At 50.1% G+C, this 14,089-nt stretch carries 12 protein-coding genes and 1 pseudogene; 8 read left to right on the top strand and 5 right to left on the bottom strand.

What is annotated here, in order from left to right:
- The first annotated feature begins 60 nt into the window (after positions 1 to 60).
- Both GC093_RS17270 and GC093_RS17265 read left to right on the top strand, forming a co-directional pair.
- Complete coding sequence (locus GC093_RS17270; RefSeq protein WP_171653141.1) at positions 61 to 2,619, top strand: glycoside hydrolase family 2 protein; 2,559 nt, start codon at positions 61 to 63, stop codon at positions 2,617 to 2,619.
- A 110-nt stretch (positions 2,620 to 2,729) separates the two neighbouring features.
- Positions 2,730 to 3,884, top strand: coding sequence for a glycoside hydrolase family 88 protein (locus GC093_RS17265; RefSeq protein ID WP_171653140.1), 1,155 nt, complete (start codon positions 2,730 to 2,732; stop codon positions 3,882 to 3,884).
- 561 nt (positions 3,885 to 4,445) lie between these two features.
- Here the strand turns inward: GC093_RS17265 and GC093_RS17260 are convergent.
- Positions 4,446 to 5,351: an AraC family transcriptional regulator gene (locus GC093_RS17260; RefSeq protein ID WP_171653139.1), complete on the bottom strand. Its 906-nt coding sequence runs from the start codon at positions 5,349 to 5,351 to the stop codon at positions 4,446 to 4,448.
- A gap of 212 nt (positions 5,352 to 5,563) precedes the next feature.
- Here GC093_RS17260 and GC093_RS17255 point away from each other — a divergent pair, with 212 nt between their 5' ends.
- Entirely contained in the window at positions 5,564 to 6,295 is a 732-nt protein-coding gene (locus GC093_RS17255) for a ThuA domain-containing protein (protein WP_171653138.1), read from the top strand.
- Here the strand turns inward: GC093_RS17255 and GC093_RS17250 are convergent.
- On the bottom strand, positions 6,292 to 6,447 hold the full coding sequence (locus GC093_RS17250) for a hypothetical protein (RefSeq protein ID WP_171653137.1): 156 nt from the start codon (positions 6,445 to 6,447) through the stop codon (positions 6,292 to 6,294). The genes GC093_RS17255 and GC093_RS17250 overlap by 4 nt on opposite strands.
- 70 nt (positions 6,448 to 6,517) lie before the next feature.
- On the opposite strand from GC093_RS17250, the gene GC093_RS17245 reads away from it, so the two are divergent.
- A complete protein-coding gene (locus tag GC093_RS17245; RefSeq protein WP_171653136.1) occupies positions 6,518 to 8,590 on the top strand; it encodes an S-layer homology domain-containing protein in 2,073 nt (690 codons plus the stop codon).
- Between the two features lie 152 nt (positions 8,591 to 8,742).
- On the opposite strand, the gene GC093_RS17240 is transcribed toward GC093_RS17245, so the two are convergent.
- Positions 8,743 to 9,243 (bottom strand): hypothetical protein, encoded by a 501-nt coding sequence (locus tag GC093_RS17240; protein ID WP_171653135.1) that lies wholly within the window; start codon positions 9,241 to 9,243, stop codon positions 8,743 to 8,745.
- Positions 9,244 to 9,516: 273 nt separating this feature from the next.
- Between GC093_RS17240 and GC093_RS17235 the strand changes: the two genes are divergently transcribed.
- The 4 genes from GC093_RS17235 (at position 9,517) to rlmD (ending at position 13,533) form a co-directional block, all read left to right on the top strand.
- The gene (locus tag GC093_RS17235; protein ID WP_171653134.1) at positions 9,517 to 9,807 is read left to right on the top strand and encodes a YerC/YecD family TrpR-related protein; all 291 of its coding nucleotides are present in this window, start codon (positions 9,517 to 9,519) and stop codon (positions 9,805 to 9,807) included.
- A 372-nt stretch (positions 9,808 to 10,179) separates the two neighbouring features.
- Positions 10,180 to 10,983: a sirohydrochlorin chelatase gene (locus tag GC093_RS17230; RefSeq protein WP_171653183.1), complete on the top strand. Its 804-nt coding sequence runs from the start codon at positions 10,180 to 10,182 to the stop codon at positions 10,981 to 10,983.
- Positions 10,980 to 11,960 carry a diacylglycerol kinase gene (locus GC093_RS17225; protein ID WP_171653133.1) on the top strand — a complete coding sequence of 327 codons (981 nt, stop codon included), beginning with the start codon at positions 10,980 to 10,982 and terminating at the stop codon, positions 11,958 to 11,960. The genes GC093_RS17230 and GC093_RS17225 overlap by 4 nt, the downstream gene beginning before the upstream one ends.
- Positions 11,953 to 13,533 carry a 23S rRNA (uracil(1939)-C(5))-methyltransferase RlmD gene (gene rlmD / locus GC093_RS17220; protein WP_171653182.1) on the top strand — a complete coding sequence of 527 codons (1,581 nt, stop codon included), beginning with the start codon at positions 11,953 to 11,955 and terminating at the stop codon, positions 13,531 to 13,533. Before GC093_RS17225 ends, rlmD begins: the two co-directional genes overlap by 8 nt.
- Positions 13,534 to 13,692: 159 nt before the next feature.
- On the opposite strand, the pseudogene GC093_RS37075 reads toward rlmD, so the two are convergent.
- A pseudogene (locus tag GC093_RS37075) lies at positions 13,693 to 13,903 on the bottom strand (tyrosine-type recombinase/integrase); the annotation flags it as partial.
- Positions 13,858 to 14,046 (bottom strand): hypothetical protein, encoded by a 189-nt coding sequence (locus GC093_RS36030; RefSeq protein WP_246314657.1) that lies wholly within the window; start codon positions 14,044 to 14,046, stop codon positions 13,858 to 13,860. The gene GC093_RS36030 and the pseudogene GC093_RS37075, both read right to left, overlap by 46 nt.
- Positions 14,047 to 14,089 lie beyond the last annotated feature (43 nt).

The raw sequence follows: 14,089 nt of genomic DNA, 5'->3' as shown, positions 1-14,089 counted from the left end.
GAAGCTGTGCCATCTGGTGCATACACAATAGCAGAAACTGATAATGGAGCGTGAATGATTGTGATTAAGCAAAGGTTGATTCAAGGCTGGGAGCATCACCGCGGAAGCTTGGGCGGGCCTTGGGAGGTATGGCGTCAGGATAAGCTGCAAAATCACTATAATGTGCCATGGCACGGAGTGGAGCTGCCTCATACGTACAACGGCTTGGATGTACTGGACCCTGATGGCAAGTATTATCAAGGCCAAGGCTGGTACCGGACGAAGATAGAGGTAAATAATCCATATCCGAACGGGCGTACGCTGCTTCATTTTGAAGGGGCTGGGCAAAGATCAGATGTGTATGTGTACACAAATAAAGTAGGCTCGCATCTAGGTGGCTACGATGAGTTTACGGTAGATATTACGGATGCAGTTGAAGAGGCGAGAGGTATTGAGCGCTACAACGGTCTTATTCCCATAGCAATCGCTTGCGACAACAGCCGGGAGCTGGAGACGATTCCGTCGGATGCGAGTGATTTTAACCTGTACGGCGGGATTTACCGGTATTTAAACCTGGTGTACGTTCCTGCGGTTTCTATAGAGCGTGCGCATGTGCAGACTGAGTTGGCTGATGGACACGGCAGCTGCCGTGTTGCAGTACAGGGAGTGCTGTACAACCCATTGAATCTTCAGGACGAGCTGAAGCTGACGGTACGTCTGCAGGATCACGAGGGCAAGGAGATTGCAGAATTTACGCAGGTTTCGAAGCCTTGGAGCGGGATGAAGCAGTTGGCTGAATATGAGCTGTCCAATCCGACGCTGTGGACAACGGAGCAGCCTTATTTGTACAGCTGCAAGGTAGAGGTTGCAGGGAATGGCAGTGCTGGGGGAACAGCCGAAGCTGAAGACAGCACGAAGCTGGTTGAGCGGTTTGGCGTACGCAGCTTTGAGTTCGTAAAGCGTGGTCCGTTTAAGCTTAACGGCGAGCGGCTGCTGCTGCGAGGCACACACCGCCATGAGGATCATGCTGGTGTAGGTCCAGCCATGACTGAGGATATGATCCGTACGGAGATGCATTTGATTAAAGACATGGGCGTGAATTTCATCCGTCTCGGCCATTACCAGCAATCACGAATTGTACTCGAGCTGTGCGACGAGCTTGGCATCCTTGTGTGGGAAGAAATCCCTTGGTGCCGTGGCGGTTTGGGCGGCGAGCAGTACCGCCAGCAGTGCCGCGACATGCTGAGCGCGATGATAGAGCAGCATTATAATCATCCGTCTGTAATCCTGTGGGGATTGGGCAATGAAAATGATTGGGAGTGCGACTTTGATTATTTTGATCAAGAGGAAATCCGTACTTTCATGAAGGAGCTTCACGATTTGTCCCACCAGTTAGATCCAAGCCGATTGACGGCGATCCGCCGCTGCGAGTTTTGCAAGGACATTATCGATGTGTATTCGCCTTCTATATGGGCTGGCTGGTACCGAGGCATCTATACGGATTACGAGGAAAGCAGCCGTCAGGCGCTCGAAAATGTCGATTCCTTCTTCCACATGGAGTGGGGCGCGGACAATTTGGCGACTCGCCACGTTGAGAAGACGTTCACCGGCTTTGAGTTTATTAAGCAAGGTGAAGGCGATACGGATGAGCGTGACGGAGATTACTTGCTGACGGGTGGAGAGCCTCGTGTATCCCGAGACGGAGACTGGTCGGAAACCTATTTCTGCGAGATGATCGATTGGTACTTGAAATCCCAGGAAACGATGGAATGGTTGACAGGGGCTGCTCAATGGGCATTTAAGGATTTTGCAACACCGGTGCGTCCGGACTCACCGATTCCTTACTTGAATATGAAAGGCATCATTGAACGTGATTTCACGAAAAAAGACGCCTACTACGTCTATCAATCCTACTGGACCGAAAAACCGATGGCACGTATCTACGGTCATACGATGCCGGTTCGTTGGGGGCAAGCGGGCGAAGTGAAAAGCATCAAGGTTTACTCCAATTGTACGGAAGCAGAGCTGTTCTTGAACGGTTCCAGTCTTGGTGTGAAACAGCGTGACTCGCAAAACTTCCCGGCAGCGGGATTGCGTTGGGATACAGTGCTGCAACCCGGAACGAACACTGTTAAGGTAGTAGCAACCAAAGCGGGAGTAACCGTAAGCGATGAGCTGACGTTTGAGTATCAAACGGAGAGCTGGGGCGAGCCTGCTGAGCTGCGTTTGAACTCGCAGCCTCAGGCAAACGGCAGCATTCTGGTGGAAGCATTGGCTTACGATGAAAGAGGCGTGCTCTGTCTGGATGCGATCAACTTCGTTCGATTCGGATTAACAGGAGACGGCAAGCTGATTGACTATCAAGGCACGGTGCGCGGATCAAGCTTGATCCAGTTGACGAATGGACGAGCACGTATATTGATCGATCCTGCTGGAGGCGCAGCAGCGAGCGTAGCTGTGACTGGATTTGTATCCGCAAGTGGTCCGGCATCGGGCGCGGGTGCGAGTGCAGGCGTAACTGAGGCTAACACGAGCTCAGAAGCTGAAACTCATAAGGTAACCTCGGCTTCAGGCCGTAAGCCTGTGTCTATGGTTAGCGTTGCTAGCGAGGGTTTGTCCACAGCTTTTATCACGATTTAATCCTACAGCTATTGCGTTGTAAGTAATCATTTTAACAGCTCACTATATAGAAAAAATTTGTACAGCTAATAGGGTTTTAGCATTTATTCATTTGAAGGAGGAGCATGAACATGACTGTATTGGATATGAACAAATTGAAGCAAGCCACGAATTTGCAAGAGGTGCTGCCTGAGGTATGGGAGGCTTTGCAGCACAAGGTAAGCCGAATGATCGAGCAGATTGGCGACAAGTCACCGCATGTGGCTCCTGCAGATACAGGGGTTTATGATGATATGCGCCACGACTGGTGGACAGCAGGCTTTTGGCCGGGGATTTTGTGGATTATGCACGAGATGACAGGCAAGGAACATTACAAGGAAGCAGCTTGGGGCTGGGACGAGAAGTTTGATCAGAAGTCGATTCAGCCTAGCAATTTCCATCATGATGTAGGCTTTCAATACTTGCCGACAGCTGTAATCAAATACAAGCTGACTGGTGATGTGGATGGCAAACGTAGAGGACTACTAGCAGCCAACTTCTTAGCAGGACGATTCAATATAGCGGGTAACTTCTTGCGCGCATGGAATCAGGACAAAACCGGCTGGGCTATCGTGGACTCCTCGATGAACCTGTCATTGCTGTTCTGGGCGGCGGAAGAAATCGCCGACCCAAGGTTCAGCATGATCGCCAAAGCCCATGCTGATACAGTCGTGAACCATTTCATCCGTGAGGATGGTTCCGTTAATCACATCGTCAGCTTCAATCCGCTGACGGGTGAAGTTATCGAGTCGTTAGGCGGCCAAGGCGCCGGTCCCGACTCGTCATGGAGCCGCGGCGCCGCATGGGCGCTGCACGGCATGGCCAACACATATCGCTATACTGGCGATATGAAATATTTGCGCGCAGCACAGCGCGTCGCGCATTATTTCCTCTCCATGCTGCCGGAAGACAGCGTGGCGCATTGGGACTTCCGCGCGGCAGAATCGCTCGCCGACGAGCCGCGCGACACATCGGCAGCGTCCTGCGCTGCCTCGGGACTGCTCGAGCTTGCTGATGCGCTGCCAGGGGTACAGGGTCGCCCGTACCGCGAAGCCGCTGAGCGCATCCTGCTCTCGCTGACGCAAAGCTATGCCACGTGGGAGCATCCTGAACACGAGGCGATTCTAGTGGAAGGCACCGGCAACAAGCCTGCCGGCCAGAACATCAACGTTGCGCTGATCTACGGCGACTACTATTACGTCGAAGCACTTGCCAAACTGCAAGGCTGGAAATCACGCATTTTCTAATCTAACCATAAGCGAAACCTGAGAAAATAACGAGCACCTTCAAATCACAGTTAAGTGGTTTGAGGTGCTCTTTTCTTTTCATGGATTGAAGGACTTTCCATCGCACGTGAATCCTGGCCGCATGTTGCACACATTAGTCGATCGAACCCGACAAACGTGTCCAACCCTTGAAGACGATGCAGCCGTTTTACCTGTGAGTTTTTTGGGCATACGATCCACTTGACCCATTTTGAGTGAATCGAATGTTGGGTATATTAAGCTAGCTACGATCAGATTCGCCTATTTACCTCCCGAGCGACGGTTGAGAGGAACTAGGATACGCTATTTTGATGTGCACACGTTATCATTCCGGTGAAACGGAACGTGGATCACTTATTTGCTTGAAATGGAGGGATTTTAACCTAATGGAGAGCGATAGCGCATCGTAGTTCCGTGAGTTCATGAATTCGAGGGAATATTAGAAGAATAAGGGAATGACGTTCCGCAAGCGAGCCATCCCTAAAATCGTTCATCCAAAACAAGGACACTGCAGATGTTGATCCGTAACATATCAGCTTCCAGCTAAGCCTTCATCCGCTGTTTAAACTCCTTGGGAGAGCAGTGGTTATGACGCTTGAACAGCTTATAAAACTGCGCCATATTCGGAATGCCAACGGAATCGCCTATTTCCATAATGCTCACGTCCTGCGTAAGCAGCATGCGCTCGGCTTTTTTAATACGTTTGTAGTTGACATAATCAACGAAGGATAGGCCCATCACCTTTTTGAAATACTTAATAAAGTAGTGGTAGCTCAGGTTCAGGACCGCGCAGGCCTGTTCGATGGCGATCTTTTCGGACAGATGCTGCTCCACATAATCCAGTGCCGGCTGCAGGCGGATCAGCTCATTATTCTCAGCGCCATGCAGAACACCCTGAGTATCGCTTCGTATCAGCAGCAGCATGAGTCGGCGGATCGAGGCGCTGATGGCGAGCTCGTAGCCTTTTTGCTTCGTTTGTGTTTCCTGGTAAATCTCCATAATTAGCCCATAGGCTTGCTGTTGTATGAGAGGGTCGTCCCGAAAAATATAATTAAGCTGGCTAAGGGGCCGCCGCACCTCACTGAAATAATGTAAGTAAGGCATGGTGCTCTCATCAAAATGCTGCGCCAAATCAAACTGGCATACAATGTAGCTTAGCGCTTCCGGCAGATCCTTGCGGGTACGGTGCAGCTGGGACGAGCCTAACACATGAACGTCACCTGATCGCAGCGACCGTGTGTCATGTTTCGTTTGGATACCAAGACCGCCGCCAAGCACTGCCAGAAATTCAACTTCCTTATGATAATGCCAGCGAAAAACCTTGGGGACGGGTGGACTGACGATAGATTCTGGACTCGTTATTTGCCATATTTTTAGACGCAGCAGAGGGTTTTGATAGTCAACATGTTCGTTGTGTGCGTCAGGCTCATTATTTAAAAGTGTGTTCATGCCGCTGCTTCAAGACCTCCAATGTATAAATCTCTTAAACCATTATTGCATAATCTACTTTTGGATTTACTAAATAGTATAGCATGTTTTTGGAATAGAGATGCCAGTTTTGCATATAGATGCGGCAGTATTGAGAATTTCTTTTTCCCGGCGTTATCTTATATAATTTAGGTAGTTACTACGTTACTAATTGTTGGAGGTTGGATAAAATCATGAGTCAAAAGCTGCGAGTTACCGTATGGAATGAGTTCCGTCACGAAAAGGAAAACGAGAAAGTCCGCGCCGCTTACCCGGATGGTATTCATCAGGCAATTGGCGAAGGGATAAGTGGAGAAGTTGAAGTCTCCTATGCTACATTGGATGAGCCGGAGCACGGTCTGACGGAAGAAAGACTGCAAAATACCGACGTTCTTATCTGGTGGGGGCATAAAGCACATGGCGAGGTTCAGGATGAAATTGTAAAACGCGTCCAAAACCGTGTTCTACAAGGCATGGGCTTGATTGTACTGCATTCCGGCCATTTCTCTAAAGTATTCAAAGCATTGATGGGAACCTCCTGCGATCTGAAATGGAGAGAGGCTGACGAGAAGGAGCGCATCTGGGTTGTGTCCCCGGGCCATCCTATCGTGGAAGGCATTGGCGAGTATATTGATCTGGAAGCCGAAGAAATGTACGGCGAGCACTTTGATATCCCGCAGCCGGACGAGCTGATCATGGTTAGCTGGTTTGAAGGCGGCGAAATATTCCGCAGCGGCTGCACGTTCAGTCGTGGCCAAGGCAAAATTTTCTACTTCCGTCCTGGACATGAGACATACCGTACCTACTATAATGAGCAAGTGCGCCGCGTCATCAGCAACGCTGTTCATTGGGCCGCTCCGACAACCCGTGAGTATCCGAAATACGGCAACCACAAGCCGCTTGAGGTTATTAAGGCTAAAGGTTAATTGCCTACAAGGTCAACATAGTTAAATAAAAAAAGTCCGGTTGGAGCATTCGTGTTCTGGTCGGGCTTTTTTTGTTGCTTAGATAATGATGCGGGCGGATTCTGATACAGTTCGACATGGAAATAAGCATCCAGTCGGATTGTTGTTGTCATAGAGAAATAAGATAATTGGCTTGTAAATATTCTTTCAACGCCGCGGCGGTGAGTTCAGGAGTTGATTGTTATGAGACGATATGTAGCACTTTTTCTTGCAGTAGGGTTAGCGATTGGTTTGTTCCCATCAGGCACCGCAAGGTCGGAGTCCAGCCTACAAGTTATAAAAGATAGCATAGTAGTTCCGGATATCAGTGGAATTAAGGACATTAAGGACATTAAGGACATTAAGAAAATAGAAGACATCATTAAACAACTCGATCCCATACAATTAAATCCAAGGAAAGGAACGTACAGATGGGATATGCTGGTGAAAAATAGGGATGAAGACGGCTTCGATAGCTACACGCCACCAGCAATCGGCTCCGACGGCACTCTTTACATTGGAACGAAGGGCAGAAGCTTAACAGCTATTTCACCGGATGGGATAATGAAGTGGGATTTTTCCACAGGCGGAATCGTGGTAGCCCAAGCAGTCGGCGCCGACGGTGAGATCTATGCGGCAGCGGGACAAAAGTTATATGCGGTTCATCCCGACGGAACGAAAAAATGGGAGCTCGATATGAAGTGTCAGCTTGTCGGATCGCTTACGGTCGAAACGGACGGATCTATGTATACAGGCTGCCGTACAGGTAAATTTTTCGCTATCAAACCCGATCTATCTATTAAATGGTCCATAGACTGGGATGTCGAAGAGTCCCCTTGGTCCCCTCTCTCCGCTAAAATGGCAGAAGACGGTACCGTATACGTGGGATCCGGCCATAATTTGTTGGCAATCAAGCCCAATGGAATGAAGAAGTGGGTGGCTTCCACAGGCGGCAAATTGCGTGGTACTCCGGTCATTGGTGCGGATGGCACGATTTATATGGGATCGGGAGATACAAACCTATATGCCTTCAATCCAGATGGTACTGTTAAATGGAAATTTGCTACCGGAGGGGAAATTTATTCATCCCCGACCATTGGAAAGGATGGTACCCTTTATGTGGCATCGAATGATAAAAATTTGTACGCGATCGATCCGAATGGGGCTAAGAAGTGGGTCTTTTCCACAAAAGTCGTACGATCTTATATAAATACGGTACTTTTTGGACCGGCGATTGGCTCGGACGGTTCGGTTTATATAGCATCATTAGAGGGCGTTGTGTATGCAGTAAATCCGAATGGCTCTGGCAGATGGAGCTATGATACCGGATACTTGATTGGGACCGATCCTGCAACCGGACCGGACGGCACGGTTTATGTAAAAACTTACAGTGGAGTAATGTACGCGCTCGGTACAGTCCCGGTAAGCAGTGTAACACTGAACAAGAGAGAGCTTGCTCTCGGCATAGGGCAAAAGCAAGCACTTACGGCAGCCGTATTACCGAATACTGCCGCGAACAAAAAGGTAACCTGGGAGAGCAGCGATCCATTAAAGGCTGAAGTGGATAATGAAGGCAATGTGACGGGTAAGGCAGTCGGCACAGCCGTCATTACCGTCATGACGCAAGACGGTGAGTTTGTGGCCAAATGTAACGTGACGGTTACCGGTTCTACAGCAGCAGGCCCTGATCAGGCCCCCCCAGCAGTAGGGACAGCACCACAGCAGGGGCAAGACCCCTTCACGGATATTAACGGTAATTGGGCAAATGCGGCCATCCGAGAGGCGGTAAAAAGGGATATCGCACACGGTTATCCGGATGGGACTTTCCAGCCCGAAGGCAACATCACCCGCGCTGAGTTTACTGTCATGCTGATGAACAGCTTGAAGCCAGACAAAGAAGAAGCTGAGCTGCGGTTTCACGATACGGACAGCATTGGAACGTGGGCGTTACAGTCGGTTTCATCAGCTGTGAAGATGGGCATCATCAGTGGATACCCCGACAATACGTTCCGTCCGGGCGCGAACATTACCCATGCTGAAATGGCTGCGATGGTTGTGAAAGCTTCCGGCCTGCCGGTCGTTGTGAACCCAGTCTCAAACTATGAAGATTACAGCGACATTCCTGAGTGGGCGAAAGGTTCCGCATCGACAGCTGAGAAGACAGGGATTATTATTGTCGGAAGCTTGAATGCTCAGAAGTTTGCGCCGAATGTGTTTGCAACCCGCGCGGAAGCGGCGAGTGCGATTGTCAGTCTGCAAAATGTGAAGCAGAAATAGCTTTGAAGATGCATGAGGAAATTTGTGAATAATGCCTTTGAACAGATTCATGCCATGCATATACTAGTAAACAACAGCAGAGCCGCTCCGGAGATCCCGGTAGCAGCTCTTTTTTGCGTTGAATAGAATGTATAGGTGTATACTCTTAAATATCAGCGTCCGCTAGAGCGTTTGCGTCTTCTTTTACCTGCTGCGGAGGCGCCTTTGCGCTTACGGCGTTTGCGGCGAGGGGCGAGATCGTCGGAATCGGCTTTTCTCTTTTTACCGAAGGAGGCCATCAGTACTTTCAACATCGGGGCCATTTGCTGCACATTTTTCACAACTTTCTGTACCTTGCTCATGGTTTCCATGATGCCATCGATGCCGCCCAGACGGTCGACAATTTGTTTAATCTGCGCGATGTTGAAGGAGCCCCCTTTGGATGAGCCTCCACCCCCTCCGCCAAAAAGTCCGCCCAGTAAGCCGCCGCCTCCAGTGTTCGTTGGCAGTGTTGCTGGTGTCTGAGGCTGGTTAAAGCTGCTTACTTCGAGTCCGGGATAAGAGTTAGCCGAATATTGAGCCGAATATTGTCCTCCTCCTTGGTAGGAAGGGGGGCCTTGCTGAAAGCTGCGTGGTATGCCTTGATTCCCTATCATTGGTCTTTGAATGCTCACGGGTTTCACGATCCTTTTATTGGATTTAAGCAAAGGACGGGCGCGGCCGGCTGCTTTGCAGGATGAAATAGACGTTTTAACTAGTTTAGTCTATGTGATAGGCATATGGATGGATTGGACTCCTGTCACGGTTTCACAACGATTTACAATGTTTTAGCACATTGCCGCATAAAAATAGTAAAGTTTTGCTAACCTAAAGGGAGGATTTTATACGCCGCTGTCGAATAGTATCCTGTAAGAATTGAAGTAGACCAGCAAGGGGTTGAACGAGACATGCAATTGAAAAAATTAAACGACAAAGCGATCGATCAGCTTTTTGAAGCGGTTTTAACGCTTAAAGATATCGAAGAGTGTTACGTGTTTTTTGATGACTTGTGCACGGTTAACGAGATCCAGTCCTTATCCCAACGCCTGGAGGTAGCCAGAATGCTGCGCAAAGGCAACACCTATAACCAGATCGAAGCTGAAACAGGTGCTAGTACTGCTACGATTTCCCGTGTGAAGCGCTGCTTGAACTATGGCAATGACGGCTACAAGTTGTCGTTAGAGCGACTAGGCCGCTAGATTAGCTGGTTGATCAGGAGAGAATCCGGGGTAATATCTGCTGTTGTAGGGGTTACGACTTTTCCTAAGTTCTCCTTGGCTCGATGAGAGTGAAGATGGTTTTGATAAAGGCGCCTCCTCCTGTTGATCTTCCTTTTGGGATGATGGGATAGGGGGCCTTTTTTCAGTTAAATAGCAAGTATAAATATTAGGTTTGGCTTCGCTCAACCTCGGCAAATGCGCTTGTATTCAAAGGAAGTCAAAGCTGTGTATCCTTGGTAGGGCAAAAGTGTGACAAACAACGTAGGGTTAGTTTTTATGCTATAATTAGGAAAATAGGTCGAAGGGCGTTCAAGCGCCTTCTTTTTTTCGCGAAAAGGAAGGGGATAGTTGGTGGTAAATTACGGCATATTAGTCATAAGCCATGGTTCGCGCAGTGCGGAGTGGGTTCGTTTGGTGGATGAGGCCGTAGAGGCAATGAATGTACCGGAAGGGATCGCGGTGTATTCCTCTTTTCTCGAAATTGTCGAGGGGCGGCTTATTCAGGATGGGATTACACATTTGGAATCGCTCGGGGTAACCGATATTATCGTCGTGCCGTTCTTTGTTTCCTCGGGCAGCACGCATATAGATGAAATTAGCTATGCGCTTGGCGTCAAGTCGGAGCCGGCGCTTCCTACGGATATGAGGCCTTTTGCTATTAGGGCGCGGATCCATTTCACGTCTCCGATTGATGATGACCCTGTCATTGCCGAAATTTTATATGAAAAAATGAAGCAGCTCTCCGTCGACCCGACGAGAGAAATTGTGCTCCTTGTAGGGCATGGCAGTGTCGAGGAAGGCTTTCATCAGCTATGGCGGATAGGCTTGGAGAAGCTGGCTGGCAGGCTGAAGGAGCTGGGCGGGTTTGATGAGTGGGATGTAGCGATGCTGCTGCCTGATCAAATCGCCTCGCGGATGGACAAATGGAATATACAGAAGCCGGAGCATACGGTGCTGGTTGTGCCGCTATTTTTGAGCGATGGTTATTTTACGAACGATGTGATACCTTCTCGGTTAACAGAGTGTACATATAAATACAATGGGAGAGCGCTGCTGCCTCATCCGCTGCTGTCTCGGTGGATGGAACGGCAGACGGCTCCTTATAGGAGCGGGAACGATACTGGAATTCGGAGTGAACGGGTGATTGAGGAATGAGTAAACGTGCAAGATTAATATATAATCCAACCTCGGGCAGAGAAGAAATGAGAAAGCGGCTGCCAGAAATTTTACAACGGTTGGAGCGGGGAGGACTAGAGACCTCGACTCACGCAACTATCGGAGAAGGGGATGCTACATTAGCCGCAGCCGATGCTATTGAACGCGGTTTCGATATTATCATCGCTGCGGGCGGTGATGGCACTCTACATGAAGTTATCAACGGTGTTGCGGAGAAAAGCTACCGTCCACCACTCGGCATCATACCACTAGGTACGACCAATGATTTTGCGAGGGCACTCAATATTCCGCGCAGCTGGGAAGGCGCCGTTGATGTTATTTTGCAGCAGCATGCTCCATTCCTTGATGTCGGCAAAATGAACCAACGCTACTTTATCAACATCGCTGGTGGAGGCTCCATGACAGAGCTGACCTATGAGGTGCCAAGTAAGCTTAAGACGATGATTGGACAAATGGCCTATTATATGAAGGGGATCGAGAAGCTGCCGCGCTTGCGGCCAATCGAGCTGTACATAAGAACGGACTCAGGGGATCTGCATGAGGAAGTGATGCTGTTCCTGATCTCTAACAGCAATTCGGTAGGCGGCTTCGAGCGCTTGGCACCGGATGCTTCGCTCAATGATGGGCTGTTCGATGTACTGATCCTGAAGAAATGCAATCTCGCGGAGTTCATCCGCGTCGTTTCCTTAGCGCTGCGGGGTGAGCATCTGGGCGACCCGAATATCATTTACCTGCAGACGAGCACCATTCAGGTGACTTCGCCTGACTACGTACAGATCAACCTGGACGGCGAGTTCGGTGGCACGCTGCCTTGCGTGTTCACGAACCTGCCTTCACATATACAAATTTTCATTGATGAAAGCGGTCAATCGGTATACAAAACCAATCCACTGCAGCAAATCAAGCTGCCTTGGAAAATGAAACCCGGAGTGGAAGATCATGAGCAAGATGAATAAAAGAAGAAGCGGCAGCGGAAGCAGCCGTATGGATAGAGGACAAGGGCGCAGGCAAGACGCTGGTGCTGGTGCTGGGAGAAAGGAGTCGGCAGCTTCTGCTGTCATTGAAGGGCTGCCGGTAGAAAAGAATAATGAGTATGAAGCTGAGATTATCGGCATCGGTCATGAGGGGGAAGGGGTAGGCCGCGTCAGCGGCTTTACCCTTTTTGTTCAGGGTGCCCTCCCCGGCGAGCGCGTGCTCGTCAAGGTGATGAAGCTCAAGAAGCAATACGGCTACGCGAAGCTGTTGAAGATACTCGAGCCGAGCCCGGATCGGGTCGCTGCGCCCTGTCCGATCTATAAGCAGTGCGGCGGCTGTCAGCTGCAGCACTTGAGCTACGAAGGCCAGCTGCGCTATAAGCGGCAGCTGGTGGTGGACAACCTCGAGCGGATTGGGAAAGTGAAGGTTAGTGGGGGCTCTTCGAGATTGGCGGCATTGGACTCGGACGTGGAGTCTGATGATGGATCAAATGCAGGGGAAGGCATCGTTGTGCTTCCGACGCTTGGCATGAGCGAGCCTTGGCGCTATCGCAACAAGGCTCAGGTGCCAATTGGCTTTGAGGCTGCTTCGGCAGACCGAGAGGGTGGGCTGGTCGGCGGCTTCTACGCACAGGGCAGCCACCGCATCATTGATATGGATGAGTGCCTCATCCAGCAGGAGAACAATGACCGCGTTGTTGCGGAGGTCAAACGCATCGCCCGTGAGCTCGGCATCCGAGCTTATAACGAGGAGACGCACAAAGGATTGCTGCGTCATGTCGTAGCTCGTTACGGCTTCAACACCGGCGATATTATGGTCGTTCTGATTACGAACGGATTGGATATACCGCACAAGGATGAGCTGGTAGGCCTGCTTCGCGCGGCTATACCGGGTGTGAAGAGCATCTGCCAGAATATAAATACGGGCAGAACGAATGTCATCTTCGGCGATCAGACGAAGGTGCTGTGGGGCGACGATGTTATCTACGATACCATCGGAGATGTCCGATTCGCGATCTCGGCGCGATCGTTCTATCAAGTGAATCCCGTACAGACGGAGGTCTTGTACGGTAAAGCGTTAGAGTTCGCCGGCTTGAGCGGCGAAGAGACCGTGATCGATGCCTATTGCGGCATCGGCACGATTTCGCTGTTCTTGGCGCAACGTGCGCGCCAAGTGTACGGCGTCGAGATCGTCAGCGAAGCGATTGACGATGCTCGACGCAATGCTGTACTGAACGGCGTGAGCAACGTTCAGTTCGAGGTTGGCGCGGCGGAGGAAGTCATCCCCGCGTGGAAGCGTCAGGGCATCGCGCCTGACGTCATCGTCGTTGACCCGCCGCGCAAGGGCTGCGACGCGGCGCTGCTCGAGACCATCCTCGAGATGCGCCCGGATCGCGTAGTCTATGTGTCGTGTAACCCATCGACACTGGCCCGCGATCTCCGCGTCCTCGAGAACGGGGGGTATTCCACCGTCACGGTCCAGCCGGTGGACATGTTTCCGCATACCGTACACGTAGAATCGGTGGCTTTGTTGGTGAGGAATGGTACAGCGTAATAAAAACCTTATATTTACTGGATTTTTCGATGTAGTACAGATTTGAAATATTAGTGGTACAGGGGATGAAATACAGGCTTGATGTAAAACTGATGTAAAAATCGATCAGAAATCAGCCCAAATGAACCGAAGACGCCAGGAAACTCCTAGGCGTCTTCGTTATTGTCCTTGTGCTGCATTAGATGTAAAGAATGATTCGAATTTATCAGCAGCAGCTTGGTCGGCAGTCCGGAGAGCGTGGGCACCCATAAATGTTCATTGTTGAGTAATGCTCCCGTGTCCAAGCCGTTCTGAAAAGATTTTAGGCATGAACGCCTTGGTTAATCAGAATTGTAGCCGAGGTATGCCGAAGATCATGGAATCGGATGTATCGGAACCACCGTTTTTCTTAACGAACTGCCGAAACCAAAGATAGGGCCGCTCATGATGGAAGGTTGTCCATCTGGATGTGAAAACATAAAAAACGAATTGCCGCCGCGTCATGGCATCCCCGATGTCATTTCGTTCTTGCATTCTGTAATCGTAATATTCTTTTAGCTCTTTAAGCATAAATCAA

It is taken from the genome of Paenibacillus foliorum, assembly GCF_013141765.1.
In the GTDB taxonomy this organism is placed as follows: Bacteria; Bacillota; Bacilli; order Paenibacillales; family NBRC-103111; genus Paenibacillus_S; species Paenibacillus_S foliorum.
The sequence above is the reverse complement of the archived record's forward strand: the minus strand, read 5'-3'. Positions and strand labels throughout refer to the sequence as shown.

What these genes read in the sequence shown, in the direction of transcription:
- GC093_RS17225 (WP_171653133.1), top strand. Translation starts at nt 10,980, where the DNA reads ATGAGTAAACGTGCAAGATTAATATATAATCCAACCTCGGGCAGAGAA.
- GC093_RS17235 (WP_171653134.1), top strand. Translation starts at nt 9,517, where the DNA reads ATGCAATTGAAAAAATTAAACGACAAAGCGATCGATCAGCTTTTTGAA.
- GC093_RS17250 (WP_171653137.1), bottom strand. Translation starts at nt 6,447, where the DNA reads ATGACAACAACAATCCGACTGGATGCTTATTTCCATGTCGAACTGTAT.
- GC093_RS36030 (WP_246314657.1), bottom strand. Translation starts at nt 14,046, where the DNA reads ATGCAAGAACGAAATGACATCGGGGATGCCATGACGCGGCGGCAATTC.
- rlmD (WP_171653182.1), top strand. Translation starts at nt 11,953, where the DNA reads ATGAATAAAAGAAGAAGCGGCAGCGGAAGCAGCCGTATGGATAGAGGA.
- GC093_RS17255 (WP_171653138.1), top strand. Translation starts at nt 5,564, where the DNA reads ATGAGTCAAAAGCTGCGAGTTACCGTATGGAATGAGTTCCGTCACGAA.
- GC093_RS17260 (WP_171653139.1), bottom strand. Translation starts at nt 5,351, where the DNA reads ATGAACACACTTTTAAATAATGAGCCTGACGCACACAACGAACATGTT.
- GC093_RS17265 (WP_171653140.1), top strand. Translation starts at nt 2,730, where the DNA reads ATGACTGTATTGGATATGAACAAATTGAAGCAAGCCACGAATTTGCAA.
- GC093_RS17245 (WP_171653136.1), top strand. Translation starts at nt 6,518, where the DNA reads ATGAGACGATATGTAGCACTTTTTCTTGCAGTAGGGTTAGCGATTGGT.